Origin of the sequence: Rhizobium sp. OAE497 (assembly GCF_040546565.1) — a bacterium.
Classification (GTDB): domain Bacteria; phylum Pseudomonadota; class Alphaproteobacteria; order Rhizobiales; family Rhizobiaceae; genus Rhizobium.
Genome location: NZ_JBEPOA010000001.1, coordinates 210,135 through 236,075 on the forward strand (window position 1 = coordinate 210,135; position 25,941 = coordinate 236,075).

The following is a 25,941-nucleotide window of genomic DNA, read 5'->3' on the forward strand; positions in this document are numbered from 1 at the left end:
CTTGCATAGCCGGTCGCCGCATGGTCACACTCGGCCATGGAATCGAGGAGAGAATGATGCGGGTCGCCGTCGTCGAGAACATGCCGAACACCCATATCGGCGCGCTGGGCACTGCCCTTGCCGAGGCTGGCGCTGCGATCGACTGGTACCGCCCGTGGAGCGATGGCGCCCTGCCGGCCGGCCCGGAAGCCTATGATGCGCTCGTCGTGCTCGGCGGCGAACAGAGCGCCGTCGATGACGCGGACTATCCCTACCTGCCGGCGCTTGCCGCCCTGATGCGAAGCTACGGCGACGCTGAAAAATCCGTTCTCGGCATCTGCCTCGGCAGCCAGGTTCTGGCGCGCGGCTATGGCGGAGAAAACATCCTGAACGGCACCCGCGAATTCGGCTGGAAGCCTGTCGACGTGACCGGCGAAGGCCGGGCCGATCCCCTGTTCGAGGATCTCGGAGACGCTTTTCCGATTTTCGAGTGGCATTCCGACACGTTCACGCTGCCCGCCGGTTCCGTGCGGCTGGCATCGACGGAAGCGGTCCCGAACCAGTGCTTCCGGATCGGCAGGGCCGTCTACGGCGCCCAGTTTCATTTCGAGGCGGATTCGTCGGTTGTCGATCGCTGGAATGTCGAGTTTCGCGAGTTAGCCGAGGTGCTCGAGCCCGGCTGGCATGAGCGTTTCCCGCAGACATCGGCCAGATATTCTGCCGATGCCGATCGTGCCGGCCTGGCGCTCGCCCGCGCCTTCGTGCGCACGATCAGGCCGTCTGTTGAGGCGCAGGATGCTGCCGATAGCCGCCTGAGCGCCTGAGCATGGCGAGCGAAGCCGAAAAGATGGCGGCGGGCGAATGGTATTGCTGCCTCGATGCCGAGCTCGATGCTCTGCGCGTCAAGACCCGGCGCGCCGTGCATCAGCACAACACGATGCCGCCGGATGAGCGCGGCATGATGGCGCCTGCACTCAGGGCGCTCTTCCGCGAGGTCGCCGCCAGCACCTTCATCGAAGCGCCGTTCCACTGCTCCTATGGCATCAATCTCGGCCTAGGCGAGCGCGTCTATCTCAATGCCGGCTGCACCATTCTCGATTCCGGCCGTGTCAGCATCGGCGATCGCTCGATGCTTGGCCCCGGCGTGCAGATCTATTGCGCCGACCATCACAGGGATGCCGAATTGCGCAGCCAGGGCATCGAGATCGCCCGTCCGGTGACGATCGGCCGCGATGTCTGGATCGGCGGCGGCGCGATCATTTTGGGCGGCGTCACGATCGGCGACGGCGCCATTGTCGGTGCGGGCTCCGTCGTGACGAAAGATGTTGCGGCAGGCGCAACCGTCGTCGGAAACCCGGCCCGGCCGGTCAGGTGGCGCTGGAAGCGCCGCTTTGCCGGCCTAGATCAGGAAGATAACAGGAGGATAGGATGAGCGAGAACGCGTTACCCTGGGAGGGCGGTTGCCGTTGCGGCCAGGTACGGCTGAAGATCAGCGCCAAGCCGCTGCTGACCATGGCCTGCCACTGCACAGGCTGCCAGAAAATGTCATCGAGCGCCTATTCGCTGAGCGCCGCCATCCCTGCGGAAGGCTTCGAGGTGACCAAGGGCGAACCCGTCATCGGCGGCCTGCACGGCCCGGAGGCCCACCACTATTTCTGCCCGAACTGCATGACCTGGATGTTCACCAAGCCCGAAGGCATGGACTGGTTCGTCAACGTCCGCCCGACCATGCTTGACGATCTCGGCTGGTTCACCCCGTTCATCGAGACCTGGACGAGCGAGAAGCTTGCCTTCGCCGAGACTGGCGCCAGGCATAGCTATCCGGCGCTGCCTGAGATGGATGCCTATGAGGGGCTGGTGAAGGAATATATGGCGCAGGAAATCTAGAACGTGCGGTAGCGCGCCAGCGGCAGTCCATACGTCTCGACGTACGCATTCTCTTCCGCGATCGCCTCTGCATTTTCGGTGAGCCAGAGCCGCTCTCGTTCTTCACGAGGAAGCGTTGCATTATCGCTTGTCGGGCGGCTTGGGATTGCTACTCCGTCCGTTTCCGGGTGCTTATCTGTAGCCATGGCACAACTCGAAAAGAGAATGGCGCAATCTAGCCTGACCACGAATTTATGACGCAATCGCTGACCGAGCACAACGTGGCGAAATAAAAAGGGAGGCGCGAGCCTCCCCTGTCACATCCAGCCAAAGCGGCTGATTACTCGTCGCCCATCTTGAGCGCTGCGATAAACGCTTCCTGCGGGATTTCGACCTTGCCGAACTGGCGCATGCGCTTCTTGCCTTCCTTCTGCTTTTCCAGAAGTTTGCGCTTGCGGGTGGCGTCGCCGCCGTAGCACTTGGCCGTCACGTCCTTGCGCAGCGCCGAGATCGTCTCGCGGGCAATGACGTTGCCGCCGATCGCGGCCTGGATCGGGATCTTGAACATATGCTTCGGGATCAGGTCCTTCAGCCGCTCGCACATGTCGCGGCCGCGCTTTTCGGCGGAGGTGCGGTGAACGAGCATGGAAAGCGCATCGACCGGCTCGCCGTTGACGAGGATCGACAGCTTGACGAGGTTGCCTTCGCGGTAGCCTTCGAGGTGATAGTCGAACGAGGCGTAGCCCTTGGAGATCGACTTCAGGCGGTCGTAAAAGTCGAAGACGACTTCGTTGAGCGGCAGCTCGTAGGTCACCATGGCGCGCGTGCCGACATAGGTCAGCTCGGTCTGGATGCCGCGGCGGTCCTGGCAGAGTTTCAGGATGCCGCCGAGATAATCGTCAGGCGTCATGATCGTCGCCTTGATCCACGGCTCCTGGATTTCCGCGATCTTCACCACGTCGGGCATATCGGCCGGGTTATGCAGCTCGCGCTCCGAACCATCCGTCATCGTCAGCTTGTAGACGACCGACGGTGCGGTAGCGATCAGGTCGAGATCGAATTCGCGCTCCAGGCGCTCTTGGATGATTTCGAGATGCAGCAGGCCGAGGAAGCCGCAGCGGAAACCGAAGCCGAGAGCGGCGGACGATTCCATTTCGAAGGAGAATGATGCGTCGTTGAGGCGAAGCTTGCCCATCGCTGCGCGCAGGTCTTCGAAGTCGGCCGCATCGACCGGGAAAAGGCCGCAGAAGACGACCGGCTGGGCCGGCTTGAAGCCCGGCAGGGCTTCGGCGGTCGGGCGCTTGTCTTCGGTGATCGTGTCGCCGACGCGGGTATCGGCCACTTCCTTGATCGAGGCGGTGATGAAGCCGATCTCGCCGGGGCCGAGGCTGTCGACATTGACCATCTTCGGCGTCAGCACGCCGATGCGTTCCACCTGATACTTGGCATCCGTGCCCATCATGCGGATCGTCTGGCCCTTGGTCAGGACGCCGTCGATAACGCGCACGAGAACCATGACGCCGAGATAGGTGTCGTACCAGCTGTCGACCAGCAGCGCCTTCAGCGGCGCCTTCTCGCCTCCGGGGCTCTTCGGCGCCGGCAGCTTCTGGACGATGGCTTCGAGAACGTCGGGAATGCCGAGGCCGGTCTTGGCCGAAATCAGCACGGCTTCCGAAGCGTCGATGCCGATCACTTCCTCGATCTGTTCCTTGATGCGGTCGGGCTCGGCCGCCGGAAGGTCGATCTTGTTGAGCACGGTGACGAGCTCGTGGTTGTTATCGATCGCCTGGTAGACGTTGGCGAGCGTCTGGGCTTCGACGCCCTGCGACGCGTCGACGACGAGCAGCGAGCCTTCGCAGGCCGACAGCGAGCGCGAGACTTCATAGGCGAAGTCGACGTGGCCGGGGGTGTCGATCAGGTTCAGGATATAGGTCTCGCCATCCTTGGCCTTGTAGTGCAGACGCACGGTCTGGGCCTTGATGGTGATGCCGCGCTCGCGCTCGATATCCATGTTGTCCAGAACCTGCTCGGACATCTCGCGCTCGGCAAGTCCGCCCGTCGTCTGGATCAGGCGGTCGGCAAGCGTCGATTTGCCGTGGTCGATATGGGCCACGATCGAGAAATTGCGGATATGGGAAAGCGGAGTCGTCGAATTGGTGCTCATGGGCGCCATATAGCAGCGCCTTCCCCTGCCGCATAGGGGAAAAGCAGGACTTTGTTTAGGATAAGTTGCGGCGCAGAATGCCTCTTGATTCCATCATAGGATCCTGTATTTCTCTTATAGTAGAAATTTGGGGATCTTATGGAAGACGAACTCGAAGCCGCCATCGGCGTCAGGATCCGAAAGCTCCGGCTGGAAAAGGGGCTGACGCTGGATGATCTCGCCACCAGCTCCGGCGTCAGCCGGGCGATGATCTCGCGCATCGAGCGCGCCGAGGCGAGCCCGACTGCATCGCTGCTGGCGCGTGTCTGCGCTGCGCTTGGCCTGTCGCTCTCGACCTTCTTCGCCGGGCAGGACGACGATGCCTCGCCTCTCGCCCGCCGCCACGAGCAGCAGGTCTGGCGCGATCCTGAGACCGGTTATGTCAGGCGCTCGGTCTCGCCGCCCGGCACCGCTTCGGAGGTCGATATCGTCGATGTCGAGTTTCCGCCCGGCGCCCGCGTCAGCTTTCCGCCGCATGCTGCAAGCCACGGTATGACCCAGCATATCTGGGTGTTCGAAGGCGAAATGGAGATGACGGCGGGCGAGAAGGTTCACCACCTCTTCGCTGGCGATTGCCTCTTCATGCCTGTCGGCGAGGGTCACGTCTTCCACAATCCCACCAGCAAGCCCGCCCGCTATTGCGTCGTGCTCAGCCGCAGCACGCGATGATGTCTCAGGAGAATACCATGCCCGCCATCCGCATCTTGAACGCCACTGAGGCCCGCGCTGCCATTCCCGATCTCTGCGAGGTGCTCGCCGATTGCGTCGAAGGTGGTGCCTCCGTCGGCTTCATGCAGCCCTATAGCGCGGCCGATGCGCTGCCCTATTGGCAGGGCGTTGTGGAGTCCGTCGAGGCCGGAGCCAATCTCCTCGCCATCGCTGAAATCGACGGCCGCGTGGTCGGCACCGTCCAGGTCGGCTTCGCCTCCATGCCCAACCAACCGCATCGCGGCGACCTGAAGAAGCTGCTCGTCCACCGCTCCGCCCGCGGCAAGGGCATTGCGCGGCTCTTGATGGAGGCGATCGAACAGGAAGCGGCCCGCCACGGCAAGCACCTGCTGGTGCTCGACACCGCCACCGGCAGCGATGCCGAAGCCATTTATCCCCGCCTCGGCTGGGAACGCGCCGGCGTCATTCCTGATTACGCACTCTGGCCTGATGGCGGTTACTGCGCCACGACGCTGTTTTACAAGCGGCTTGCCGCCTGACCCTTTCAAGCCATTGACGAATCGGCGCCTTGCCGCGCCTTATCCGGACAGTCAGACAAAGGAGCGTGCGCCATGCGCGTCATCTATTCCGAAGATCACAAGCTGCGCGATGCGAAGACCGAACTGCATAACGGCCAGCTGGTCACGCCCTTCGAAGGGCCGTTTCGCGCCGAGTGGATTCTCGATGCCGTGAAGGACGCGGACTTCAACGATGTCGTGGCACCGGAGCGCCATGGTCTCGAAACGGCGATGAAGGTGCATGATCGCGGCTATCTCGAGTTCCTGTCGAGGGCCTGGGATATGTGGAAGGCGACGGGCGCAGCAGGCGAGGCGATCCCGACATCCTTTCCGGTTCGCCGTTCCACGCTCCGCATCCCCAACGATATCGACGCGCTGCTCGGCTATTATGCCAATGCTGCGGAAACGGCCATTACCGACGGCACATACCAGGCGGCTGTCGCCTCGATGCAATGTGCGGTCACCGGCGCCGACTGGCTGAATGCTGGAAACCGTTTTGCCTTTTCGCTCTGCCGCCCGCCCGGCCATCATGCCGGTATCGATCTCTTCGGCGGCTATTGCTTCATCAACAACGCCGCGGTCGCGGCTCAACGCCTGCTTGATCTCGGCGCGAAGAAGGTGGCGATCCTCGATGTCGATTTCCATCATGGCAATGGCACGCAGGATATCACCTACCGCCGCGGCGACATCTTCTTCGCCTCGCTGCATGGCGAGCCGGCCGATGCCTTCCCGTATTTCTGGGGCTATGCCGATGAAACCGGCGAGGGTGCCGGAGAGGGCAGCAATGCCAATTATCCGCTGCCGCGCGGAACGGGCTGGAGCGAATGGGCGGCAGCTCTTTCGGATTCGCTCGCCCGCATCAAGGCTTTCGGCGCCGAGGCGATCGTCGTGTCGCTCGGTGTCGATACGTTCGAGCGCGATCCGATTTCCTTCTTCAAGCTGAATTCCGATGATTTCACCCGCATGGGCGCGATGATCGCCGCATCCGGTCTTCCGGTGCTGACCTGCATGGAAGGTGGCTATGGCGTGCCCGAGATCGGCCTCAACGTCGCCAATGTCCTGAAGGGCCTGGAGGCTTAGCCGGCTTGGACGAGGAAACGCCAGCATCCGATATTCCGACGCCGCGCATGTTTTCATGGGCGCGCAATTCGGCGATCTATCGGCTCGAACGGCGCATGCATACGGAAAAGCAGCTCTATGACGCGATCGCCCGAAAGGCGCGAGAGAAGTTCGAGGATATCAGCGAGGCGCAGGTCAAGGCGCTCGCCGATTCCGCCGTGAAGTTCGCTTATGACAACAAGGCGATCGACGACACCGCCTATGCCGAGATCGGAACGCGCTCGGGCATGCGCAGCGGCAAGTCGAAGCGCGCCATCGCCCAGAAACTGTCGCAGAAGGGCGTCGCCAAGGCGACGGTGGCGGCGGCCGTAGCCGAAGCCGACGATTTCTACGCAGCGCTGGTTCTCGCCCGCAAACGCGCCTTCGGGCCATTCCGCAAATGCGAGCTCGACGAGAAGCGCCAGACGAAGGAACTCTCGGCCTTCGCCCGCGCCGGCTTCAGCTTCGAACTGGGCAAGCGGATCTTCGCCATGCAGCGGGAAGAGGCCGAAGAAGCACTGGACGAACGGCGCCACCTCTAGCCATCAAGTCCGCTGACCCTTTCCATCAGAAGTTTGAATTTGCTCCGCGCGCCCCATCGCCGTAAGCAGGGCGCAAATCGGGAGAGGGATCATGGGCGCACAGCCTGACAATACGGTGGTGAATGGCGGCGAGGCGGCTCCGTCATCGGGAAGCGTCGCATCGGGCGCTTTGATGTGCCTGCTCTCCATGTCGTCGATCCAGTTCGGTGCAGCCCTTTCCGCGCCCGCAATCGCCGCCTACGGCCCGGCCGGTGCGTCTTGGCTGCGTCTCGTCTTTGCGGCGTTGATCCTCGCGCTGGTCGTCCGTCCGCCGGTTCTCAGATATAGCCGCGAACAGTGGATCAGTGCGCTCGTCCTCGGCACGACGACGGCGCTGATGACCATATCCTTTTTCGCCTCGATCCAGCGCATCCCGCTCGGCCTTGCCGTGGCGATCGATTTTCTGGGGCCTCTCTCGGTGGCAACCTTCGGCTACGGGCTGACGCGCCGCCTGATCTGGCCGGTCATTGCGGCCGCGGGCGTTCTGTTTCTGGCTTATGACGGCGAGGGCTGGGTGGGCAACCTGCCCGGCGTCCTCTTCGCCGCCGGGGCCGGAACGGGCTGGGCGATCTATATCCTGCTGACGAAAAAGGTCGGCGCCGCCTTTAAGGGGCTGGAGGGACTGTCGATGTCTCTCCTTGTTGCCGCCGTCGTCGCAACGCCGTTCGGTTTCATGGGTGCCGTGCCAAAGCTCGACGGCTTCGGGTTGATCGAGATGGCAGGCCTCGCCATCCTCGTGCCGCTGCTGCCCTATACGCTTGAAATGATCGCGCTGCGGCGCATGCCCACGGCGTCCTTCGGCATTCTGATGAGCCTTGAGCCGGCGATTGGCGCCTTGGCAGGCTTTATCATCCTGATGCAGCCGATGACGCTGCTGCAGATGATGGGAACGGCGCTCGTCGTTGCCGCAAGTGCCGGCGCCACCTTCATGTCGGCCAAGAGCTGATCAGGCCCGTTTCAGGCTCGGATCGTCGATCGCCGGATTGTAGAACAGCGACAGCGTCAAGCTGCGCGCGATGCGCTCGGCCGTCGCCATGAACCAGGCCTTCGCCTCCGGGTTCGGAGCGATATCGTCGAGCGTCGCGGAAAACAGCGCCAGCCATTTCGGAAAGAGCTCCGGCGTCAGGTTGGCGACGCCCACATGCGCCTGTACAGGCTTTCCGCCGTAAGCGCCGCTGCGGAAGGCGACCGAGGACCAGAAGCTCTTCATCTTTTCCATATGCTCCGGCCAGCGGCCGGAAAGCCGCGCGTCGAACACCGGCCCGAGTTCCGGATGCTCCAGAACACGGCCATAGAACGTATCGACCAGCTTGCTGACGAAGGCCTCGTCGATACCGATCGCCTTCATATCCGCTTCCGCGCGCTCGCGGATTGCCGCGACATGTGCAGCGCGGCCCTGCAATTCATTGCTCATCTCAGAAACCACCCCGGCTCTGCCGCATCTGCGGCGCCCTTCATATAGGCGTTGCAACCGCGAGACTAAAGCAGGGAAGGCCCGGTTGCGGCAATCTGTCAAATCCCGCCCCTCCAGCCTTGACCGGTGGGTCGTAGCACTTTAGATTTAGAATAATTCTAAGTTATGGAGCATTGCCATGCTGGCGCGCCTTTTCAGATCGCAGAAGCGTTCTTTTAAATCATTGTCGGAACAGGAAATTCTGGCCCTCGCCATCGCCTCGGAAGAAGACGATGCCCGCATCTATCTCGCCTATGCCGACCAGTTGAAGGATCAATTTCCCGCCAGCGCCAAGGTTTTCGAGGATATGGCCGAGGTCGAGAGCACCCATCGCAAGTCGTTGATCGAGATCCACCGCCAGCGTTTCGGCGAGCGTATCCCGCTGATCCGCCGCGAGCACGTCCAGGGCTTCTACGATCGCAAGCCCGACTGGCTGCGCAAGAACCTGACACTTGATGCCATGCGCCAGGAAACCGAGGCGATGGAAGAGCAGGCCTACCGCTTCTACGTCGAGGCGGCAAAGCAGACATCGGATGCCTCGACGCGCCAGCTTCTCGGCGATCTGGCGCTGGCCGAACAGGGCCACGAAGACATCGCCCGTATGCTCGGCGACAAGCACACGCCCGACAGCGTCAAGGAAGAGGAAAACGAGGGTGCCCGCCGCCAGTTCGTGCTGACCTATGTGCAGCCCGGTCTTGCCGGCCTGATGGACGGCTCGGTCTCGACGCTGGCGCCAATCTTCGCAGCCGCCTTCGCGACGCAGGATACCTGGCAGACCTTCCTGGTCGGTCTCTCGGCCTCCGTCGGCGCCGGTATCTCGATGGGCTTTACCGAAGCGGCGCATGACGACGGCAAGATTTCCGGCCGCGGCTCGCCGATCAAGCGCGGCCTGGCCTGCGGCATCATGACGGCGCTCGGCGGTCTCGGCCACGCGCTGCCTTATCTGATCCCGCATTTCTGGACCGCGACCATCACCGCTGCCGTCGTCGTCTTCTTCGAACTCTGGGCAATCGCCTTCATCCAGAACAAGTATATGGAAACGCCGTTCCTGAGGGCCGCTTTCCAGGTCGTCGTCGGTGGCGGCCTCGTGCTCGGCGCCGGCATCCTGATCGGCAACGGCTGAACGAACTAAACCGTGAAACGAAAAAAGGCCGGCAAATGCCGGCCTTTTTGCTGAAATCGGTCTGCTTACTGCAGGGCGCCGACGAGAACGTCGCGGCCGTTCTCGATGGTGACCCAGCGCCCGGCATTGTAGCTCGACTGGCGCTTGATGAAGGAATAGTTGGTGTCGAACCACGGCTTCACATTGGTCGCCAGGTTGTCGAGGATGAAGTCGCCTTCGGTGGTGCGCAACGTCAGCACAGCATGGCCTTCGCCGTCAGGCTTGCGCACGACAGTCATCAGAAGGTTTGCCGGCGAGAAGCCGCGCTGGATCAGGATGCGGCGCTTCAGCAGCGCATAGTCTTCGCAGTCGCCGGCTGTCGTCGGATAGGCCCAGACCTCGTCCTTGCCGTAGATTTCCTTGTCGGTCATCGGCTTGATCGTGGTGTTGACGGTCGTGTTGACGGAGCGCACCAGCGTCCACTGGTCGGGCGTCATCTGCATGGTCGCCGTATTGCGGTTGGGGCCGCATTCGTCGCGATGAATCTGACAGAAATCGTAATGACCGATCGGCTGCGATGTCGCTCCACCCGTCACCATGGACAGGTTGGAAGTCGAAGCCGGCAAGGCGGCCGAAGACATCGCTAGCATGGCCATCATGGCCACGAGGTAACCCTTGATACGCACGCCCGTATTCCCTGCATCGCCCTTGTATTTATTAACAAAGAGTTAACGGGGAGGGGGCTCAGGAGTCAATCGTTACTTCTTGGTAGGGAATTACAACTCTCGGACATGGTTAAAATGCCACAGAAGGCGGGCTTGCGCGGCGCTCTCTCAACCGGAGATACTATTAGAACGTTCGAACGGACCTATTGACGGACGAGCGCCGTCACTGCAGCGAGCATCCGCTCGATATCCTGCGGCCGCGAAAGGCGGTGATCGCCATCGCGCACGAAGGTCAGCACCACGTCGTCGGACGGCAGGTGCTCGATCAGTTTCATCGCATGCGCATAGGGCACATCCGGGTCCTTCATGCCCTGCAGGATATGCACCGGGCATCCCGTCTCGATGATCCCCGTCAGCACCTGGTTGGCGCGCCCGTCGTCGATCAGCGCCCGCGTATAGATATTGGGCTCGGGGCTGTATTCCGACTTTTCTTCGAAATAGCCACGCTCTTCCAGCGAAGCCCGTTCCTTCTTCGTCAGGTGCGGCTCGATCAGATCGGAGGTGAAGTCGGGGGCGGGGGCGATCAGCACCATGCCGTCGAGCTTCGGTCCATTGGCATGCTTGCCGAGTTCCTGCGCCAGCCGCAGGGCGATCCAGCCGCCCATCGACGAACCGACGACAATGATGCGTTTCGGATTGGCATGATGGATGACGGCCAGCGCCTCCTCAAGCCAGCGCGAGATCGTGCCGTCCCGGAATTCGCCGCCGGAAAGCCCGTGCCCCGAATAGTCGAGACGCAGGCAGGCCAGGCCCATTTCGGCCGCCAGGCGGTCGAGTTCGATCGCCTTCGTGCCGCTCATGTCGGAACGGTAGCCGGAGAGCCAGACGAGCGTCGGAGCACCTTCGGCGCGGCTTGCTTCACGCAGGATGAACGCAATCTGGCGGCTCGCATCGCCGTCGCCGACGGAGAGAAACTGCGGGTCGGGGGCGTTTTGCATCTCGGACATGGCGGAACTCCTATCGTTTGAGCCTATAAAACAGATTCTTGACAGGCTGACAGCAGGTGATTTTTCCGCTAAAGCGTGCTACTGACTCCGTTGCAGCGATAACGAGACCCCGTTTGTGCCCCCGTGGGAGTACGAGCTGCAACATTCAACAACTCGAGGAGAGTACGACCATTCGCAGACCCTTTAAAGCCGACGCGCCCGTTAAGGAAGGGCCGCGCTCGAACCGGGAAATTCGCATACCCCGTGTTCAGCTGATTGACGCAGAAGGACAGAACCTGGGCATCGTGCCCACCGATCAGGCCCTGAAGATGGCTGAAGAAGCCGGTCTCGACCTGGTGGAAATTTCCCCCAATGCCGAACCGCCTGTGTGCAAGATCCTCGATCTGGGCAAGCTGAAATACGCGAACCAGAAGAAGGCCGCCGAGGCGCGCAAGAAGCAGAAGATCGTCGAAGTCAAAGAAATCAAGATGCGCCCGAACATCGACACCCATGACTATGAGGTGAAGATGAAGGCGATGGGCCGCTTCTTCGAAGAAGGCGACAAGGTCAAGGTGACCCTGAAGTTCCGTGGCCGCGAGATGGCTCACCAGGAACTCGGCATGAAGCTGCTTCAGCAGGTAAAGGCCGACACGACCGAATTCGCCAAGGTCGAAGCCGAGCCCAAGCTCGAAGGCCGCCAGATGATGATGGTGCTCGCGCCCAAGTGAGCGCGGTCCATCAGGATGCATCGAAGCCGTCCGCAAGGGCGGCTTTTGTGTTTTTGGGGCTTTCTGACAGAACGCTGACAGAAGCGCTCAGCGCCCTGTCAGCGTCGCAATGCCATTCTCCTTCCATCGAAACACGGATGGAAAGGAAACGATCATGGCCCTTCGTCTTCAAAAGATCATGATGGTGTCAGCCGCGGCGCTGGCACTGGCCGCTGCTTTGCCTGCCTTGCAGCCTGCCGGATCTTCGCTCCTCTCGTCCGCCGCCTACGCCCGCGGCGGCCATGATGGCGGCAGCGGCAGTTCCGGCCGCGGCGGCGGCGACGATTCCGGCGGAGACGATCATGGCGGCAGCAGCCACGACAGCAGCGGCGGCAATAGCGGCCATGGCCGTGGCAGCGATGACTCCGGCGACGACGACAATGGTGGCGACCGCCATGGCGGCCGGTCGGCTGCCGCCGGCACCGATGACAACGGCCGTCGTGGCCGCGACAATGATCGCAGCGATCGTCCCCGCGTCACCCTTTCCGTCTCAGCAACCAGCCTTCAGGGCCTGCTGAATGGCTCGCTGATCGCCGTTGACCAGCTGGGACGCCGGCTGGAAGTCGAGGTCGAAAACGAACACGGCGTTCAGACCGTCGAAGTGAAACCGCATCGCTCCGATGCCATCCGCAATCCCGGCCCGATCACGGATGTCTCCATCAGGCCCGCGGCAACGCCGTAAATGCCTGGTTCTTCCGCCCGCCCCGGAAGATCGATGCTCCGCCGCTTGCCGGCGGAGCATCAGCCGTTTGCAGATGGCGACAAGCGCCCTTGTGCGGGAGGGGCGAAGCGTTCAGTTTATCAGCCGTACATGAGGTCCGGACCAAGAATGTATTTCACCCGCCGCAGATTGACCGCTCTCTTGCTGTCGGCCGCCGTCCTCCTGGCGGCCTCTGCGCCTGCCTATGAGGTAGCCGCGAAAGATGGCGGCAGTGACAGTTCGGGCAGCGGCAGCTCTGGCAGCAGCGGATCGAGCGGCTCTTCCGGCTCGGGCTCGAATTCAGGCTCCGGCAGCTCCGGTCATGATGGCGGCGATGATCACAGCGGCCATGGCGGGGGCGATGACGACGGCGGCGGAGATGATCACGGCGGCAGCGGAAGCAGCGGTAGTGGCGGCAGCTCCGGCTCTGGCCGGTCCGATTATGACCGCGCCCGCGACGCCGTTCGCGAGGGCCGCATCCTGCCCCTCAAGTCGCTGCTGCAGAAGATCGACGCCCGCCGCTATGGCCGCGTCATCGATGTCAGCCTCAGCCGCTCACTGTTCAGCGATGTCTACCAGCTGAAGCTTCGAGACGGCAAAGGCACTATCCGAACGCTGCGCGTCGATGCACGCAGCGGCGAAGTGATCGGGGACAAGTGACCGATGAAAATCCTGCTTGCCGAAGACGACACCAATATCGCTGTCCATCTTGCTGAAACCTTTGGCCGCGAGGGTTACCTCGTCGAGACGCTGGACTCTGGCCCCGAAATATGGGAGCAGGGCGAAACCGGTGACTATGCAGCGATCGTGCTCGATCTCGGTCTGCCCGGCATGGATGGTCTGTCGATCCTCAAGCGCTGGCGGGCGAATGGCGTGGAAACGCCGGTTCTCGTGCTGACGGCTCGCGGTTCCTGGATGGAGCGCGTCGATGGTTTCGATGCCGGAGCCGACGATTATCTGCCCAAGCCTTTCCGCAGCGAGGAGCTGCTTGCGCGTCTCCGCGCCCTGTTGCGGCGTGCCGGCCGCGTGCAATCCCGGGTCAAATCCGCGGACCGCTTCACGCTTGATGAACTGGCCCGGCGCGTCACCTTCGATGGCCGCGAGCTTGATCTCAGCCCCCTCGAATATCGCATGGTCTCGCTGTTCATCGACCGGCCGGGCGCCGTGCTCACCCCTGCCGAGCTCGCCAGCCAGGTCCAGGGCCGCGACGACGATGCCGCCAAGAATGCCGTGGAGGCGATGGTGGCGCGGCTGCGCAAGAAGACCGATAGCAACGCCATAGAGACGCGCCGCGGCTTCGGCTACGTCCTGCCGGGAAAAGCACGATGACGAAGTCGCTGCGTTTCCGTCTCGCTGCCGGAGCCTTGGTCGCCATAGCGGTTGCCCTTGCGCTGGTCTGGTTCGTGCTCGGCCATCTCTTCGAGGATTATCTGGCCGACCAGTATGCCAATGAGATGGCCGCGGTTTCCGATGCGCTCGGCGCCCGCCTTGCGATCGAAAACGGCGCGCTCTCATTGGTGAGCGAGCCCTCCGATCCGCGCTTTCAGACGCCGGCGGGTGGTCGCTACTGGCAGATAACGCCCGATGATCCCGGTGCGTCGCCCTTGAGATCGCGATCGCTCTGGGACGAAGAACTGACCAAGGCCAGCCTTTCGAAGGATCTCTATTGCGGCTTCCACGAAGCCGAGGGACCGGATGGCGCGACGATCCTGGTGACGGTGAAGGCGATGTCGGTGGGCGAGGGCGATGCCCGCAAGAGCTTCACCATCTATACCGCCTTCTCGAAAGACGAGATGGAGAGCTCGCTCTCGAATTATCACCGTCCGCTTCAGCTGATGTTGGCCGCGACCGGTCTGCTGCTGCTCGCAGCCGCTTTCCTGCAAGGTCTGATGGGCCTGAAGCCGCTGGTGCGGCTGCGCAATGAAGTCGCAAATATCCGCGCCGGCCGCAGCGCCCATATCGGCGCCGAGGGGCCGAGCGAGGTCCGCCCGCTCGTCAACGAAATCAATCTGCTACTTGCCGAACGCGAAACCGCCGTGGAGCGCGCCCGCTCCCGGGCAAGTGACCTGGCGCATGGATTGAAGACGCCACTGACGGTGCTGTCGCATCTCGTGGAAAGCCTGCCCGAGGATAAGAGGGACACGGCCCTGCAGCAGATCGAGCTCGTCCGCCAGCGCGCCGACCGCCAGCTGCAAGCAGCGCGCATGGGCGTCGAGCGGATGGCGACGACTTCGCTTCTCGGCATTTCAGGAAAGCTTGTCAGTGTTCTTTCACCGGTTACCGACGGTAAGGGGATCGGCTGGAAAGTCGATATCGATCCCACTCTGACGATCGAGGCAGACCCCGCGGATGTGGCTGAGGCGATGGGCAATATTCTCGACAATGCCGTCCGCTTCGCCCGCTCGCGCATCGATGTTTCCGCGGCAAAGGAGGGCGAAGCGATCATCCTCCGCGTCGGCGACGATGGCCCTGGTGCCGCACCCGAAAACTATGCGATGATGCTGAAGCGCGGCGTCAGCGTCGATGACGCCCATGCCGGCTCGGGCCTCGGCCTTGCCATATCGGGCGATATCGCCGAAGCCTACGGCGGCAAGATCGTCCTGTCCCAGTCTGATCTCGGCGGCTTGGAAGTGGCGCTAGCCCTGCCTGCGCCGAAGAATTTGGCCCCAGCAACCGAAGCGCAAGATTCCGCAGGCCGCCCCGTTGCACTTTCATGACACTGCGGGTATAAGCGCGCGTCCGAACTGACCGGCAGGGCATGCCGTGGCAGTTTCGAATGCTTGCGGACAGGTTTCGTCACCAGTGCCGCAGATCAACAACAAACGCTCCCGCACCTTGTTGCGACGGCCGGTTTCCGGGCATCGCTTGAGGGTTTCTTTGAAACACGCAGGGAGGACAGAAACGGAGTAGCAAAATGCCCAAGATGAAGACGAAGTCTGCTGCCAAGAAGCGGTTCAAGATCACCGCAACTGGCAAGGTCAAGGCTGCCGCTGCTGGCAAGCGCCATGGCATGATCAAGCGTAGCAACAAGTTCATTCGCGATGCACGTGGCACGATGGTTCTGGCTGAACCCGATGGCCGCAAGGTCGTGAAGAACTACCTGCCGAACGGTCTCTAAGACTATTCCGCGAACGCTTTAGATTTAAGGAGATCATGAAATGGCACGTGTAAAAAGAGGCGTTACCGCCCATGCCAAGCACAAGAAGGTTCTGAAGGCAGCAAAGGGCTTTTACGGCCGCCGCAAGAACACCATCCGTACCGCAAAGGCTGCCGTTGATCGCGCCAAGCAGTACGCTTACCGCGACCGCAAGGTCAACAAGCGCAACTTCCGTGCGCTCTGGATCCAGCGTATCAACGCTGCTGTCCGCGAATTCGGCCTGACCTACGGCCGCTTCATCGACGGCCTGAACAAGGCTGGCATCGAAGTTGACCGTAAGGTTCTCTCCGACATGGCAATCCATGAGCCGGAAGCATTCGGCGCGCTCGTCAAGGCCTCCAAAAAGGCCCTCGAGTACCTCAAGGAAGCCGGTACCACGAACGAGTTTGAAGCGACGGTCAAGTAAGCCGGCGCTATCGAACCTCAGTTTCGATGTTTTCAAACCCGCGCTGGCTAGCTGGCGCGGGTTTTTATTTGTGGTTTTGACAGCGGGAGTCACGGGAACGTGGCAGATGCCATCGACAATCTGAAAGCCGGAAGCGGCCTGAGTAAGGAGGACATTCCAGTTCTGCTCGCTGCCCTGCTGTCTGGCTCGACGAGGGTCGAGCGTGTTCCACTCTCGCAGGGCGCCGTCTGGATCAAGCGCTACGGTACGGAGCGCTCCTCGCGCTGGATCGTGCTGCAGCGGATGATCGCCAACCTGATCGGTGCGCCGTTCCTGCGCCCGTCCCCTGCGCTTCCCGACGAGGCGATGGCCGAGCGCGAGGTGCGCCGCGGCGCGCAGTTTGCAGCCAGCGACGTCCCGACCGCGCCGCTCATCTATGCGTCCGGTTCGGCTGTGGTTCTCGGCGATGTCGGCCTGACTGTCGGCCAGCAGCTAAGGCAGCTCGGTCGCGAGGAGGCCGAAGCCCACGACCAGATTCTCGTTCTTTGTGCTGAGGAGCTTGGCCGCCTGCATCAGAAGGGTCTCTGTCACGGCCGCCCATTCCCGCGCGACATGTTCATAAAGGATGGCCGCATCGGTTTTCTCGATTTCGAGGAAGAGCCGGATACCGTCATGCCGCTCGCAACGGCGCAGGCGCGCGACATCTGGTTGCTCTTTCTGCAGCTCGCCAGCCGCGCCCGTCTCGGCAAGGAGACCCATGATCGGGCCTTCGAGGCATGGTCCGCTGCTGCTCCGGCCGCCGCCGTTGCCGAGTTGCGCAAACTCACTGGATTTCTGGGCGCCTTTTTATGGTTAGCCCGGTTGATTGGCCGCGTTCACATGGGTAGTGATCTGCGGCAGTTCATCATGGCAACCAGCTATTTGAAACACGCTTCCTGAAGCAATTGACGCCCGCAAGGCAGGAAAAGATGACCGAACTCGAAACTCTGGAAAAGCAACTCCTGGCCGATGTCGCCACCGCCGCGGACGAGCCTGCTATCGAAGCGGTGCGCGTTGCAGCGCTCGGCAAGAAGGGCTCCGTCTCCGAGCTCCTGAAGACGCTCGGCACCATGTCGCCGGAAGAGCGCCAGACGCGCGGCGCCGCCATCAACGCGCTGAAGACCGTTGTGACCGACGCGATCGCCAGCCGCAAGGCGGACCTGAAGCGCGTGGCGATCGACGCCCGCCTGAAGGCCGAGACGGTCGATGTCAGCCTGCCGGTCCGTTCCTCGCCGGCCGAGCGCGGCCGCATCCATCCGATCAGCCAGATCGTTGATGAAATCACCGCGATCTTCGGCGACATGGGCTTCTCGATCGCCGAAGGCCCGGATGTCGAAACCGACTATTACAATTTCACGGCCCTGAACTTCCCCGAGGGCCATCCGGCCCGCGAGATGCACGACACCTTCTTCTTCAATCCGGATGAGAAGGGCGAGCGCAAGGTTCTGCGCACGCATACCTCGCCGGTCCAGGTGCGTACCATGGAAGCGCAGAAGCCGCCGATCCGTATCATCATCCCGGGCAAGACCTATCGCCAGGACTCCGACGCCACGCACTCGCCGATGTTCCATCAGGTCGAGGGTCTGGTCATCGACAAGAAGGCGAATGTCGCCAACATCCGCTGGGTGCTCGAAGAGTTCTGCAAGGCCTTCTTCGAAGTCGACAGCGTGACGATGCGTTTCCGCCCGTCCTTCTTCCCGTTCACGGAACCGTCCTTCGAAGTTGATATTCAGTGCGACCGCTCCGGCCCGATCGTCAAGTTCGGCGAAGGCACCGACTGGATGGAAATCCTCGGCTGCGGCATGGTTCACCCGAACGTGCTGCGCTATGGCGGCCTCGATCCGGACGAGTATCAGGGCTTTGCCTGGGGCATGGGCCTCGATCGCATCGCCATGCTGAAATACGGCATGCCGGACCTGCGCGACTTCTTCAACGCCGATGTCCGCTGGATGAACCACTATGGCTTCCGCCCGCTCGACATGCCGACGCTGTTCGGCGGTCTGAGCGCGTAAGGGAGGATTGGACCTATGAAATTCACGCTCTCCTGGCTCAAGGATCATCTGGAAACGGATGCCACGCTCGATGAAATCTGCACCCGCCTGACGGAAATCGGCCTCGAGGTCGAGGATGTCGACGACAAGGCGGCCTACAAGCCCTTCGTCATCGCCAGGGTTCTGTCGGCTGAAAAGCATCCGGAAGCCGATCGCCTGAAGGTGCTGTCGGTCGATGCCGGCCCTGACGTCAACGGCGGCAAGCCGCTGCAGATCGTCTGCGGTGCGCCGAATGCGCGCGCCGGTCTCGTCGGCGCGCTGGCACGGCCGGGCGATTATGTCCCCGGCATCGACGTGACGCTCGGCGTCGGCAAGATCCGTGGCGTCGAAAGCCACGGCATGATGTGCTCCGAAAAGGAGCTCAACATGTCCGACGATCACGACGGCATCATTGATCTGCCTGCGGATGCGCCGGTCGGAACCTCCTTCGCCGCTTACGCCCATCTCGACGACCCGGTTATCGAGATCAATCTCACGCCGAACCGTCCGGACTGCACCTCGATCTACGGTATCGCCCGCGATCTGGCCGCTTCCGGCCTCGGCACGCTGAAGACCCGCCCCGCGCCGTCTTTCGCGGTCGAAGGTGAGACGCCGGTCAAGCTGACGCTCGATCTCGATGACGAAAAGCTCTGCCCGGGCTTCGGCCTGCGCATCGTGCGTGGCGTGAAGAACGGCCCGAGCCCGAAGTGGATGCAGCAGCGGCTGCTTGCTATCGGCCTGCGTCCGATCAATTCGCTCGTCGATATCACCAACTACATGACCTTCGACCAGGGCCGTCCGATGCACGTCTTCGACGCCGCCAAGGTCAAGGGCAACCTGACGGTCCGCCGCGCCAAGGATGGCGAGACGGTGCTGGCGCTCGACCAGCGCGAATACAAGCTCGGCAGCAACAACGTCGTTATCGCCGATGAAAACGGCGTCGAGTCGATCGGCGGCATCATGGGCGGCGAACATTCTGGTTGCGACGAGAACACCGTCGACGTGCTGATCGAATCCGCGCTCTGGGATCCGATGAACATCGCGAAGTCCGGCCGTGGCCTCGGCATCATTACCGATGCCCGTTACCGCTTTGAGCGCGGCGTCGATCCGGAATACATGATCCCGGGTCTCGAACGCACCACCGAACTGGTGCTGGAACTCTGCGGTGGTAAGCCGGCTAAGGCTGAAGTCGTGGGCTATAAGGGTTACCAGCCGAAGGTGGTCGATTTCCCCTATGCGGAAGTCAAGCGCCTGACCGGGCTGGAAGTCTCGACCGAGGAAAGCAACGCTATCCTGACCCGCCTTGGCTTCAAGGTTTCGGGTTCCGGCGAGCGCGTTTCGGTTGCCGTTCCCTCATGGCGTCCTGACGTCGATGGCAAGGCCGATCTCGTCGAGGAAATCATGCGCATCCACGGCGTCGACAAGATCAAGCCGGCGCCGCTGGAAAGCCACGCGGCGGTCAACGGCCGCATCCTGACGACGCTGCAGATCCGCACCCGCGTTGCCAAGCGGGCGCTCGCCTCGCGCGGCATGCTGGAAGCCGTCACCTGGTCCTTCATTTCCGAAGATCAGGCGAAGCTCTTCGGCGGCGGTTCGCCGGCGCTGAAGCTCGCCAATCCGATCGCTGCCGAAATGTCCGACATGCGCCCATCGCTTCTGCCGGGCCTGCTGACCGCTGCCCAGCGCAATGCCGACAAGGGCTATGGCGACGTCGCGATCTTCGAAGTCTCCGGCACCTATGAAAACGACCGGCCGGAAGGCCAGCGCCGTGTTGCCGGCGGTATCCGCCGCGGCACGGCAACGATGGCCGGTGCCGGCCGCATGTGGTCGAACGCTTCGAAGGGTGGCGGCAAGCCGGTCGACGTTTTCGAGGCCAAGGCCGATGCGCTCGCCGTGATCGAAGCCTGCGGCCTGCCGATGGGCAATATCCAGATCGAGCAGGGCGGTCCCGAATGGTATCACCCAGGCCGTTCCGGCACGATCAAGATGGGTCCAAAGGTCATTCTCGGCTATTTCGGCGAGTTCCATCCCTCGACGCTCGAAGCGCTTGATGTCTCCGGCGCCCTCTGCGGCTTCGAAGTCTATGTCGATGCCATGCCCGAGCCGAAGAAGAAGGCGACGCGCACCAAGCCGGCGCTGGAGCTTTCGGCCTTCCAGGCGGTGAAGCGCGATTTCGCTTTCGTCGTCGACAAGTCGGTGGAAGCCGGCGCGATCCTGAAGGCCGCAAGCGGCGTCGACCGCAAGCTGATCACCGGCGTCAACGTCTTCGACATCTTCGAAGGCGCCTCGCTGGGTGAGGGCAAGAAGTCTGTGGCGATCGAAGTTCAGATCCAGCCGGTCGAGCGTACGCTGACCGACGAGGATTTCGAGGCGCTGACGCAGAAGATCATCGCCAGCGTGACAAAGTTCACCGGTGGCGTGCTTCGCAGCTAAGACCATCAGAACGGAAAAGAAAAACCCGCGCTCGCCGCGGGTTTTTTTTAATGCCTCTCTGGAAACAGCGAGTGCATCGCCGTGTTCAGCAGTTCATCGACATAGTCGCGCGCCGTCGACGTGGCATCCTCGGAAAGGTCCATCTCCGCGCATTTGTTCTCGACCGCCTCGCGGATCAGATAAAGCACGCCCCGGCCGATATCGGCCTTCTCGGGCTCGGATGTATCGAGCACCATCGCCAGAGACGTCATCGCCACGACCTCGAGCACCAGCATGCGTCCTTCGATCTCGGCCAGGCTTGCCGCAGTATTGTTCTTCCCGTCCCGTCTTGCCAAAGGCATGGGCAACTCCCCTTCTCACTGGGAAGTTTAACTAGAGCTAATGTAAATAATGAGAAGGCGGGTTGTGCGAAAATGAAACCGAAAATTACATTGTAAGTTGCGAGTGATTTACTTTGGGTCGTTCGGCCCAAAGTTATATCCGAGCCATCCTATCTTCGCCGGGCTTGATGACTTCCGAAGCGTGGGGTCAGCCGGTCGTTCCAAGAAATCGGGTGGCGTCCTCCGGCGAATCCATCGATGCTCTCCGATATCAAGGGAGGAAACCGATGAAAAAACCGGGATCGATGAAAGCGCTGGAAGACATGGGCCGCGCCCGGCTCTCCAAGAATTTCTTCTTTCGCGACTTTCTGCATTCCGAGATCGCCGACTTCTACCGCATACCCAATATCCCTGACGATCCTGAATTGGCGATCGAAGCAGGCAAGAGGCTCTGCGAAGAGCTGCTGGAGCCGCTGCAGGCGACCTTCGGCCGGCTCCACATCCGCTCCGGCTACCGCACCGCCGCGGTCAACAAGTTTGGCAACAAGAACAAGCTCAACTGCTCCTCGAATGCCGCAACGGCCGCCGACCACATATGGGATCTCAGGGATTTCGACGGCTGCATGGGCGCAACCGCCTGTGTCGCCGTTCCCTGGCTTGTCGACCGCTACAGCGATGAAAGCGATTGGCAGCGGCTCGCCTGGTGGATCCACGACCATTTGCCTTATGCGGCGCTCTGCTTCTTCCCGAAACTATGGGCTTTCAACATCCAGTGGCATGAGCGCCCGCGCCGTATCATCCAAAGCTATGTCCGCCCGCGCGGCATCCTGACCAAGCGGGGCATGGCGAACTGGGATGGCGATCACTCGGAATTCTACCGGGATTTCCCGCCGCTCAGAAATTGATGCGGTAGCGGATGTGCCCGTCATTCTCGACATAGCTGTCATAGAGCGCCCGTGCCCGGGCGTTGCTTTCGCTCGTGTGCCAGTAGAGCCGCGACCAGCCATTGGCCTTGCAGAGCGCAACGAGATCGTCGAGCAGCGCCCGGCCAACGCCTTTGCCGCGGATGGTGCCATCGACGAAGAGATCTTCGAGATAGCAATCCTTGCCGTGGATCCACGTTCCCTCATGGGTCAACGACAGCGTGAAGCCCACGACATTGCCGTCGATCTCTGCGACGCGCATGAAGATCGCCGACGCCGGATCGAAAACCCGGCGCCAGGTGGAATCGCTGATGCTCTCGTCGACCGTGACGTCGTAGAAATCGAGATAATCCTTCCAGAGCGCCCGCCAGCGGGTCTCGTCTTCGGGTCTCGCGTCCCGGATGGTCACGGTCATCGGTGCTCTCCTCAGGCTCCGGCCTTGTCGAGCAGCGCCATCGCTTCGCCTGACAGCGTGAGCTTGGCAGCCTTCGCAAGGCTTTCCAGTTGCGACAGGCTGGTAGCACTGGCGATCGGCGCCGTCACGCCCTTCTTGTTCAGAAGCCAGGCAAGCGCGATTTCGGCCGGCTTGGCGCCGGTTTCTGCGGAGACCTTGTCCAGCGCATCGAGAATACTCATGCCCTTGGCATCGAGGTATTGCGACACGCGGCCTTCCCGCGCCCGGCCCTCTGTATCGGCCTTACTGCGATATTTGCCGGTCAGGAAGCCTGCCGCCAGGCTGAAATAGGTGATGACCCCGATATCTTCCTTGACGCAAAGATCGGCAAGCGGCCCTTCGAAACTGGTGCGTTCATAGAGGTTATATTCCGGCTGCAATACGTCATAACGCGGCAGCCCCGCTTTCTCTGCGGCATCGAAGGATGCCTGCAGCAGCGCGGCATCATAGTTGGAACAACCGAAGGAGCGGATCTTGCCCTGCTGCTTCAGCTTGGCATAGGCGGTGAGGCTTTCCTCATGCGGCGTATCGGCGTCCGGCCAATGCGAGAGATAGACGTCGATGTAATCGGTCTGCAGGCGGCGCAGGGAGTCTTCCACAGCCTTCAGGATGTACTGTTCCTTCAGCGTCTTGCCCTGGCCCATGTCCGAGCCGACCTTGGTGATGATGACGGCCTTGTCGCGCGAAACCTTGCCCTTCTTCAGCCAGCGGCCGATGATCTCTTCGGAATCGCCACCCTTGTTGCCGGGAACCCAGGCCGAATAGACATCCGCCGTGTCGATGGTGTTGAGACCCGCATCGAAGAAGGCATCCAGAATGTCGAAGGACGTCTTCTCGTCTGCGGTCCAGCCGAAAACGTTGCCGCCGAAGACGATCGGGGAGACGGAAAGACCTGTTTTTCCAAGCCGGCGCATATTCATGGCGCTCTCCTAAAGTGCTGATTTATTTGAAAGTGCGGACGCGGCAGAACGCCGCCGTGAGACAAACTAGTGCAGCTTCCGGCTGAAGGAAACCAAACTTTCGTGATCTTTCGCCGCGCCATTGCCTGCCCGGCCCCGGGTGAATAATGTGCCCGCGATCAACATTCGGGAGGCTTCATCCATGCTGCGTTTTGGCATCATTTCTACCGCAAAGATCGGCCGCGACGCGGTCGTGCCGGCCATTCAGGACGCCGAGAACTGCGTCGTTGCCGCGGTCGCCAGCCGCGAATTGGCGCGCGCCCGCGAGATGGCGGATCGCTTCTCCGCGCCGCATGCCTTCGGCTCCTACGAGGAAATGCTGGCATCCGATAAGATCGACGCCGTCTACATTCCGCTGCCGACCTCGCAGCATATTGAATGGGCCATCAAGGCTGCCGATGCCGGCAAGCATGTGCTCTGCGAAAAGCCGATCGCTCTGAAGGCGGGAGAAATCGACGGCCTGATCGCCGCGCGCGATCGCAACAAGGTGATCATCTCGGAAGCCTTCATGGTCACCTACGCTCCCGTCTGGCGGAAGGTGCGCTCGCTGATCGCCGAAGGCGCGATCGGCAAGCTGCGCCACGTTCAGGGCGTCTTCACTTACTTCAACCGCGACCCCGGCAACATGCGCAACATCCCTGAACTCGGCGGTGGCGGTCTGCCTGACATTGGCGTCTACCCCACGATCAGCACCCGCTTCTCCACCGGCAAGGAGCCGCTGCGCATCCAGGCAGTCACCGAGCGCGACCCGGAATTCGGCACCGACATCTATTCGAGCGTGAAGGCCGACTTCGGTGACTTCGAACTGAGCTTCTACATCTCGACGCAGATGGCCAATCGCCAGCTGATGGTTTTCCATGGCACCGAAGGCTTCATCGAGGTGAAGTCGCCCTTCAACGCCGACCGCTGGGGCCCAGAGGAGATCGAACTCAGCAATCGCGGCCACAACCAGTCCACCATCTTCCGCTTCCAGGACAGCCGCCAGTACCGCAAGCAAGCCGAAGCCTTCGCCCGCGCCGCCAAGGGTGAGCAGGAAGAGATCGTCACGCTGGAAAATTCGAAGCTGAACCAGAAGGTGATCGACGCGATCTACCGCGCCAGCGAGAAGGACGGCTGGGAGCCGGTCTGATCACTCACTGCGGAAGACGAAGCGGGAATAGCCGAAAAAGCTGAAGAACATCGACGCGGCGGTGGCAAGCACCAGCGCCGCGAGCGGCTGCAGCGCCGGGATCGTCAGCAGCAGCGCGGCGTAGAGGCCGTAATTGACGAGTGCGGAGATAAGCAGCAGGGCGATAATGGCTACCGGACCGACCGAAATACTGTCGCGAGCTGTCAGGTCCAGCCGGGGCAGAAGTGCGATCGTTGCGACCTGAACGGCGAAAATACTGAGTGCTCTTGCGGCGAGTGGTCCGACTTCGCCAAGCAGCAGATGAAGAGCCATGGCCTCGATCGCTGATGCCACGAAAAGCATCGCGGCAAAGCGTAGGAGGAGAGTACCGCGGGAGCCTTCGACCTCAGCCATTGATCGCCAGCATACCTGCGACAATGAAGATGGCGCCGATGGCGTAGCGAAGCGTCAGAGCCTCGCCGAGAAACGCCTGCGCCAGCAAGGGGACGAAGCAGAAGGTCAGTCCCATGAAGGAATAGGCAATCGTAAGCGGCACGGCCTTCAGAACATAAATCCAGATAATCGTCCCAAGACCGTAGAGGACGAGCGCGGCCAACAGCACCGGATTGAGAAGCAACGCGAATACGTTGCGAATGCTCGGTTCGCCGGCAGTCGCACTCGTCATCTTGAAAAGGACCTGGCCCGTGGCGATCAGCAGCGGCGTACCGATTAGCCCGACCCATGTGCCAAGGGAGAAATTCGAGAGCATCGCCGTGCCTTTCAATCCGCAGTATCTCTGTCTTCCGAGTAGAAAATGTCGCGCCCTATATCCTCGCAAACATAAACGGACGGTACAGGATGAACCGCGCGAAGGAAGGAGTGTGTATACGGAAAGAAATTGAAATGCGGATTGAACGTGTAGCGGTACTCACGCTCACGCGGCACGACGATGATCACGCGGCGCTTGGCAGTACGGCGAAGTTCAGCGATCGCCTGCCGATAGTCCAGAATGTGTTCTATCACGTGCGTGCAGATCACCGTGTCGAACTCTTTGTCGGCGAAAGGCAGAGTTTCCACCTTGGCTGCGACATACTCGATCCCAGAAAGCCGTGACGCATCGTCAATGACGAAATCGACGCCCGTAAGGCGTTTCAGCTTCGGATGTGCCGATTGAATGCGGCTGAGCAACGCTCCCGTACCGCAACCGATGTCGCAGACACTTTCACCCGAGACTGATGCCAGGATCCGCGAAATGCAGGCCTCGGAGTTATCGGTGCCTTCGTGGACGCGCGGATGGTTGCGGTAAAGCTCCGCATATTCGTCAGCGGAAAGAAAGGGCGCCCGCTCTCGAAACCTGGCCAGATGCGTGATGTGCTCGCCCCATACGCGTTTTGCTGCCCAGCGAAAAGCACCGGAGTCACGAACGATTGGCGGCAAAATGTCTTCCAGTACGAAGCGGATTCGATTGGTTGTTTCTCTGTTCATCGAGGTAGCGTCACCTTAGCCG

Annotated in this window: 32 protein-coding genes; 21 read left to right on the plus strand and 11 right to left on the minus strand. The window is 61.7% G+C overall.

Translation table 11 applies throughout. From position 1 onward, the window contains the following. Positions 1-56: 56 nt before the first annotated feature. From ABIE40_RS01035 to ABIE40_RS01045, 3 genes are read left to right on the plus strand one after another with little or no spacing between them, the layout of a single operon-like run. A complete protein-coding gene (locus tag ABIE40_RS01035) occupies positions 57-803 on the plus strand; it encodes a type 1 glutamine amidotransferase (RefSeq protein ID WP_199625956.1) in 747 nt (248 codons plus the stop codon). A 2-nt stretch (positions 804-805) separates the two neighbouring features. Then, positions 806-1,411, plus strand: a complete 606-nt coding sequence (locus ABIE40_RS01040) for a sugar O-acetyltransferase (RefSeq protein ID WP_199625957.1) — start codon at positions 806-808, stop codon at positions 1,409-1,411. Further along, positions 1,408-1,866 carry a GFA family protein gene (locus ABIE40_RS01045; RefSeq protein WP_199625958.1) on the plus strand — a complete coding sequence of 153 codons (459 nt, stop codon included), beginning with the start codon at positions 1,408-1,410 and terminating at the stop codon, positions 1,864-1,866. Before ABIE40_RS01040 ends, ABIE40_RS01045 begins: the two co-directional genes overlap by 4 nt. Here ABIE40_RS01045 and ABIE40_RS01050 read toward each other — a convergent pair. Next, on the minus strand, positions 1,863-2,051 hold the full coding sequence (locus tag ABIE40_RS01050; RefSeq protein WP_199625959.1) for a type II toxin-antitoxin system CcdA family antitoxin: 189 nt from the start codon (positions 2,049-2,051) through the stop codon (positions 1,863-1,865). The genes ABIE40_RS01045 and ABIE40_RS01050 overlap by 4 nt on opposite strands. 134 nt (positions 2,052-2,185) lie before the next feature. Then, positions 2,186-4,018 carry a translation elongation factor 4 gene (lepA, locus tag ABIE40_RS01055; protein ID WP_112713981.1) on the minus strand — a complete coding sequence of 611 codons (1,833 nt, stop codon included), beginning with the start codon at positions 4,016-4,018 and terminating at the stop codon, positions 2,186-2,188. A gap of 129 nt (positions 4,019-4,147) precedes the next feature. Here lepA and ABIE40_RS01060 point away from each other — a divergent pair, with 129 nt between their 5' ends. The 5 genes from ABIE40_RS01060 (at position 4,148) to ABIE40_RS01080 (ending at position 7,899) form a co-directional block, all read left to right on the plus strand. Next, complete coding sequence (locus ABIE40_RS01060) at positions 4,148-4,717, plus strand: helix-turn-helix domain-containing protein (RefSeq protein ID WP_199625960.1); 570 nt, start codon at positions 4,148-4,150, stop codon at positions 4,715-4,717. 17 nt (positions 4,718-4,734) lie between these two features. Continuing rightward, positions 4,735-5,256 (plus strand): GNAT family N-acetyltransferase, encoded by a 522-nt coding sequence (locus tag ABIE40_RS01065; protein ID WP_199625961.1) that lies wholly within the window; start codon positions 4,735-4,737, stop codon positions 5,254-5,256. 72 nt (positions 5,257-5,328) lie between these two features. Beyond that, the gene (locus ABIE40_RS01070; RefSeq protein WP_199625962.1) at positions 5,329-6,354 is read left to right on the plus strand and encodes a histone deacetylase family protein; all 1,026 of its coding nucleotides are present in this window, start codon (positions 5,329-5,331) and stop codon (positions 6,352-6,354) included. A 5-nt stretch (positions 6,355-6,359) separates the two neighbouring features. Continuing rightward, positions 6,360-6,914: a recombination regulator RecX gene (recX, locus tag ABIE40_RS01075; protein ID WP_199625963.1), complete on the plus strand. Its 555-nt coding sequence runs from the start codon at positions 6,360-6,362 to the stop codon at positions 6,912-6,914. A gap of 91 nt (positions 6,915-7,005) precedes the next feature. Further along, positions 7,006-7,899 carry an EamA family transporter gene (locus tag ABIE40_RS01080; RefSeq protein ID WP_130279304.1) on the plus strand — a complete coding sequence of 298 codons (894 nt, stop codon included), beginning with the start codon at positions 7,006-7,008 and terminating at the stop codon, positions 7,897-7,899. Here the strand turns inward: ABIE40_RS01080 and ABIE40_RS01085 are convergent, their stop codons facing one another. Further along, positions 7,900-8,367 carry a group III truncated hemoglobin gene (locus tag ABIE40_RS01085; RefSeq protein WP_112713969.1) on the minus strand — a complete coding sequence of 156 codons (468 nt, stop codon included), beginning with the start codon at positions 8,365-8,367 and terminating at the stop codon, positions 7,900-7,902. Positions 8,368-8,545: 178 nt separating this feature from the next. Here ABIE40_RS01085 and mbfA point away from each other — a divergent pair, with 178 nt between their 5' ends. Continuing rightward, positions 8,546-9,529, plus strand: a complete 984-nt coding sequence (mbfA, locus tag ABIE40_RS01090) for an iron exporter MbfA (protein WP_112713967.1) — start codon at positions 8,546-8,548, stop codon at positions 9,527-9,529. Positions 9,530-9,594: 65 nt separating this feature from the next. Here the strand turns inward: mbfA and ABIE40_RS01095 are convergent, their stop codons facing one another. Then, positions 9,595-10,194, minus strand: a complete 600-nt coding sequence (locus tag ABIE40_RS01095; RefSeq protein ID WP_112713965.1) for a transglutaminase-like cysteine peptidase — start codon at positions 10,192-10,194, stop codon at positions 9,595-9,597. Positions 10,195-10,376: 182 nt separating this feature from the next. After that, complete coding sequence (locus ABIE40_RS01100; RefSeq protein ID WP_199625964.1) at positions 10,377-11,180, minus strand: alpha/beta hydrolase; 804 nt, start codon at positions 11,178-11,180, stop codon at positions 10,377-10,379. Positions 11,181-11,350: 170 nt separating this feature from the next. Here ABIE40_RS01100 and infC point away from each other — a divergent pair, with 170 nt between their 5' ends. The 10 genes from infC (at position 11,351) to pheT (ending at position 20,670) form a co-directional block, all read left to right on the plus strand. Next, positions 11,351-11,887 carry a translation initiation factor IF-3 gene (gene infC, locus ABIE40_RS01105; protein ID WP_112714396.1) on the plus strand — a complete coding sequence of 179 codons (537 nt, stop codon included), beginning with the start codon at positions 11,351-11,353 and terminating at the stop codon, positions 11,885-11,887. A gap of 154 nt (positions 11,888-12,041) precedes the next feature. Then, positions 12,042-12,608, plus strand: coding sequence for a hypothetical protein (locus tag ABIE40_RS01110; RefSeq protein ID WP_199625965.1), 567 nt, complete (start codon positions 12,042-12,044; stop codon positions 12,606-12,608). Positions 12,609-12,755: 147 nt separating this feature from the next. Further along, positions 12,756-13,286: a PepSY domain-containing protein gene (locus tag ABIE40_RS01115; protein ID WP_199625966.1), complete on the plus strand. Its 531-nt coding sequence runs from the start codon at positions 12,756-12,758 to the stop codon at positions 13,284-13,286. A gap of 3 nt (positions 13,287-13,289) precedes the next feature. Continuing rightward, a complete protein-coding gene (locus ABIE40_RS01120; RefSeq protein WP_199625967.1) occupies positions 13,290-13,955 on the plus strand; it encodes a response regulator transcription factor in 666 nt (221 codons plus the stop codon). Further along, positions 13,952-15,343 carry an ATP-binding protein gene (locus tag ABIE40_RS01125; RefSeq protein ID WP_199625968.1) on the plus strand — a complete coding sequence of 464 codons (1,392 nt, stop codon included), beginning with the start codon at positions 13,952-13,954 and terminating at the stop codon, positions 15,341-15,343. Before ABIE40_RS01120 ends, ABIE40_RS01125 begins: the two co-directional genes overlap by 4 nt. Positions 15,344-15,540: 197 nt before the next feature. Beyond that, complete coding sequence (rpmI, locus tag ABIE40_RS01130; protein ID WP_056816455.1) at positions 15,541-15,744, plus strand: 50S ribosomal protein L35; 204 nt, start codon at positions 15,541-15,543, stop codon at positions 15,742-15,744. Positions 15,745-15,784: 40 nt separating this feature from the next. After that, positions 15,785-16,189, plus strand: coding sequence for a 50S ribosomal protein L20 (rplT, locus tag ABIE40_RS01135; protein WP_112713953.1), 405 nt, complete (start codon positions 15,785-15,787; stop codon positions 16,187-16,189). A 99-nt stretch (positions 16,190-16,288) separates the two neighbouring features. Continuing rightward, positions 16,289-17,107 (plus strand): BUD32 family EKC/KEOPS complex subunit, encoded by an 819-nt coding sequence (locus tag ABIE40_RS01140; protein WP_354540946.1) that lies wholly within the window; start codon positions 16,289-16,291, stop codon positions 17,105-17,107. 29 nt (positions 17,108-17,136) lie between these two features. Then, on the plus strand, positions 17,137-18,219 hold the full coding sequence (gene pheS / locus ABIE40_RS01145) for a phenylalanine--tRNA ligase subunit alpha (RefSeq protein ID WP_199625969.1): 1,083 nt from the start codon (positions 17,137-17,139) through the stop codon (positions 18,217-18,219). A gap of 15 nt (positions 18,220-18,234) precedes the next feature. Further along, positions 18,235-20,670 carry a phenylalanine--tRNA ligase subunit beta gene (gene pheT, locus ABIE40_RS01150; protein WP_199625970.1) on the plus strand — a complete coding sequence of 812 codons (2,436 nt, stop codon included), beginning with the start codon at positions 18,235-18,237 and terminating at the stop codon, positions 20,668-20,670. A gap of 47 nt (positions 20,671-20,717) precedes the next feature. Here the strand turns inward: pheT and ABIE40_RS01155 are convergent, their stop codons facing one another. Beyond that, complete coding sequence (locus tag ABIE40_RS01155) at positions 20,718-21,011, minus strand: hypothetical protein (RefSeq protein WP_199625971.1); 294 nt, start codon at positions 21,009-21,011, stop codon at positions 20,718-20,720. A 266-nt stretch (positions 21,012-21,277) separates the two neighbouring features. Between ABIE40_RS01155 and ABIE40_RS01160 the strand changes: the two genes are divergently transcribed. Beyond that, positions 21,278-21,895 (plus strand): hypothetical protein, encoded by a 618-nt coding sequence (locus ABIE40_RS01160; RefSeq protein ID WP_199625972.1) that lies wholly within the window; start codon positions 21,278-21,280, stop codon positions 21,893-21,895. Here the strand turns inward: ABIE40_RS01160 and ABIE40_RS01165 are convergent. Beyond that, positions 21,885-22,328: a GNAT family N-acetyltransferase gene (locus ABIE40_RS01165; RefSeq protein WP_199625973.1), complete on the minus strand. Its 444-nt coding sequence runs from the start codon at positions 22,326-22,328 to the stop codon at positions 21,885-21,887. The two genes, ABIE40_RS01160 and ABIE40_RS01165, sit on opposite strands and share 11 nt — an antisense overlap. Positions 22,329-22,339: 11 nt before the next feature. Continuing rightward, complete coding sequence (locus ABIE40_RS01170) at positions 22,340-23,287, minus strand: aldo/keto reductase (protein ID WP_199625974.1); 948 nt, start codon at positions 23,285-23,287, stop codon at positions 22,340-22,342. A 181-nt stretch (positions 23,288-23,468) separates the two neighbouring features. Here ABIE40_RS01170 and ABIE40_RS01175 point away from each other — a divergent pair, with 181 nt between their 5' ends. Then, positions 23,469-24,455 carry a Gfo/Idh/MocA family protein gene (locus ABIE40_RS01175; protein ID WP_199625975.1) on the plus strand — a complete coding sequence of 329 codons (987 nt, stop codon included), beginning with the start codon at positions 23,469-23,471 and terminating at the stop codon, positions 24,453-24,455. Here the strand turns inward: ABIE40_RS01175 and ABIE40_RS01180 are convergent, their stop codons facing one another. From ABIE40_RS01180 to ABIE40_RS01190, 3 genes are read right to left on the minus strand one after another with little or no spacing between them, the layout of a single operon-like run. Beyond that, positions 24,456-24,848: a GtrA family protein gene (locus tag ABIE40_RS01180; RefSeq protein ID WP_354540947.1), complete on the minus strand. Its 393-nt coding sequence runs from the start codon at positions 24,846-24,848 to the stop codon at positions 24,456-24,458. It abuts the gene before it with no gap. After that, positions 24,841-25,218 (minus strand): DMT family transporter, encoded by a 378-nt coding sequence (locus ABIE40_RS01185; protein WP_354540948.1) that lies wholly within the window; start codon positions 25,216-25,218, stop codon positions 24,841-24,843. The genes ABIE40_RS01180 and ABIE40_RS01185 overlap by 8 nt, the downstream gene beginning before the upstream one ends. Next, entirely contained in the window at positions 25,215-25,919 is a 705-nt protein-coding gene (locus ABIE40_RS01190) for a class I SAM-dependent methyltransferase (RefSeq protein WP_199625976.1), read from the minus strand. The genes ABIE40_RS01185 and ABIE40_RS01190 overlap by 4 nt, the downstream gene beginning before the upstream one ends. Positions 25,920-25,941 lie beyond the last annotated feature (22 nt).

Excerpts from the sequence above, each read along its gene's own strand:
- ABIE40_RS01035 (WP_199625956.1), top strand. The coding sequence starts at position 57 with ATGCGGGTCGCCGTCGTCGAGAACATGCCGAACACCCATATCGGCGCG.
- ABIE40_RS01040 (WP_199625957.1), top strand. The coding sequence starts at position 806 with ATGGCGAGCGAAGCCGAAAAGATGGCGGCGGGCGAATGGTATTGCTGC.
- ABIE40_RS01045 (WP_199625958.1), top strand. The coding sequence starts at position 1,408 with ATGAGCGAGAACGCGTTACCCTGGGAGGGCGGTTGCCGTTGCGGCCAG.
- ABIE40_RS01050 (WP_199625959.1), bottom strand. The coding sequence starts at position 2,051 with ATGGCTACAGATAAGCACCCGGAAACGGACGGAGTAGCAATCCCAAGC.
- lepA (WP_112713981.1), bottom strand. The coding sequence starts at position 4,018 with ATGGCGCCCATGAGCACCAATTCGACGACTCCGCTTTCCCATATCCGC.
- ABIE40_RS01060 (WP_199625960.1), top strand. The coding sequence starts at position 4,148 with ATGGAAGACGAACTCGAAGCCGCCATCGGCGTCAGGATCCGAAAGCTC.
- ABIE40_RS01065 (WP_199625961.1), top strand. The coding sequence starts at position 4,735 with ATGCCCGCCATCCGCATCTTGAACGCCACTGAGGCCCGCGCTGCCATT.
- ABIE40_RS01070 (WP_199625962.1), top strand. The coding sequence starts at position 5,329 with ATGCGCGTCATCTATTCCGAAGATCACAAGCTGCGCGATGCGAAGACC.
- ABIE40_RS01080 (WP_130279304.1), top strand. The coding sequence starts at position 7,006 with ATGGGCGCACAGCCTGACAATACGGTGGTGAATGGCGGCGAGGCGGCT.
- ABIE40_RS01085 (WP_112713969.1), bottom strand. The coding sequence starts at position 8,367 with ATGAGCAATGAATTGCAGGGCCGCGCTGCACATGTCGCGGCAATCCGC.
- mbfA (WP_112713967.1), top strand. The coding sequence starts at position 8,546 with ATGCTGGCGCGCCTTTTCAGATCGCAGAAGCGTTCTTTTAAATCATTG.
- ABIE40_RS01100 (WP_199625964.1), bottom strand. The coding sequence starts at position 11,180 with ATGTCCGAGATGCAAAACGCCCCCGACCCGCAGTTTCTCTCCGTCGGC.
- ABIE40_RS01110 (WP_199625965.1), top strand. The coding sequence starts at position 12,042 with ATGGCCCTTCGTCTTCAAAAGATCATGATGGTGTCAGCCGCGGCGCTG.
- ABIE40_RS01115 (WP_199625966.1), top strand. The coding sequence starts at position 12,756 with ATGTATTTCACCCGCCGCAGATTGACCGCTCTCTTGCTGTCGGCCGCC.
- ABIE40_RS01120 (WP_199625967.1), top strand. The coding sequence starts at position 13,290 with ATGAAAATCCTGCTTGCCGAAGACGACACCAATATCGCTGTCCATCTT.
- ABIE40_RS01125 (WP_199625968.1), top strand. The coding sequence starts at position 13,952 with ATGACGAAGTCGCTGCGTTTCCGTCTCGCTGCCGGAGCCTTGGTCGCC.
- rpmI (WP_056816455.1), top strand. The coding sequence starts at position 15,541 with ATGCCCAAGATGAAGACGAAGTCTGCTGCCAAGAAGCGGTTCAAGATC.
- rplT (WP_112713953.1), top strand. The coding sequence starts at position 15,785 with ATGGCACGTGTAAAAAGAGGCGTTACCGCCCATGCCAAGCACAAGAAG.
- pheS (WP_199625969.1), top strand. The coding sequence starts at position 17,137 with ATGACCGAACTCGAAACTCTGGAAAAGCAACTCCTGGCCGATGTCGCC.
- pheT (WP_199625970.1), top strand. The coding sequence starts at position 18,235 with ATGAAATTCACGCTCTCCTGGCTCAAGGATCATCTGGAAACGGATGCC.
- ABIE40_RS01155 (WP_199625971.1), bottom strand. The coding sequence starts at position 21,011 with ATGCCTTTGGCAAGACGGGACGGGAAGAACAATACTGCGGCAAGCCTG.
- ABIE40_RS01160 (WP_199625972.1), top strand. The coding sequence starts at position 21,278 with ATGAAAAAACCGGGATCGATGAAAGCGCTGGAAGACATGGGCCGCGCC.
- ABIE40_RS01165 (WP_199625973.1), bottom strand. The coding sequence starts at position 22,328 with ATGACCGTGACCATCCGGGACGCGAGACCCGAAGACGAGACCCGCTGG.
- ABIE40_RS01170 (WP_199625974.1), bottom strand. The coding sequence starts at position 23,287 with ATGAATATGCGCCGGCTTGGAAAAACAGGTCTTTCCGTCTCCCCGATC.
- ABIE40_RS01175 (WP_199625975.1), top strand. The coding sequence starts at position 23,469 with ATGCTGCGTTTTGGCATCATTTCTACCGCAAAGATCGGCCGCGACGCG.
- ABIE40_RS01180 (WP_354540947.1), bottom strand. The coding sequence starts at position 24,848 with ATGGCTGAGGTCGAAGGCTCCCGCGGTACTCTCCTCCTACGCTTTGCC.
- ABIE40_RS01190 (WP_199625976.1), bottom strand. The coding sequence starts at position 25,919 with ATGAACAGAGAAACAACCAATCGAATCCGCTTCGTACTGGAAGACATT.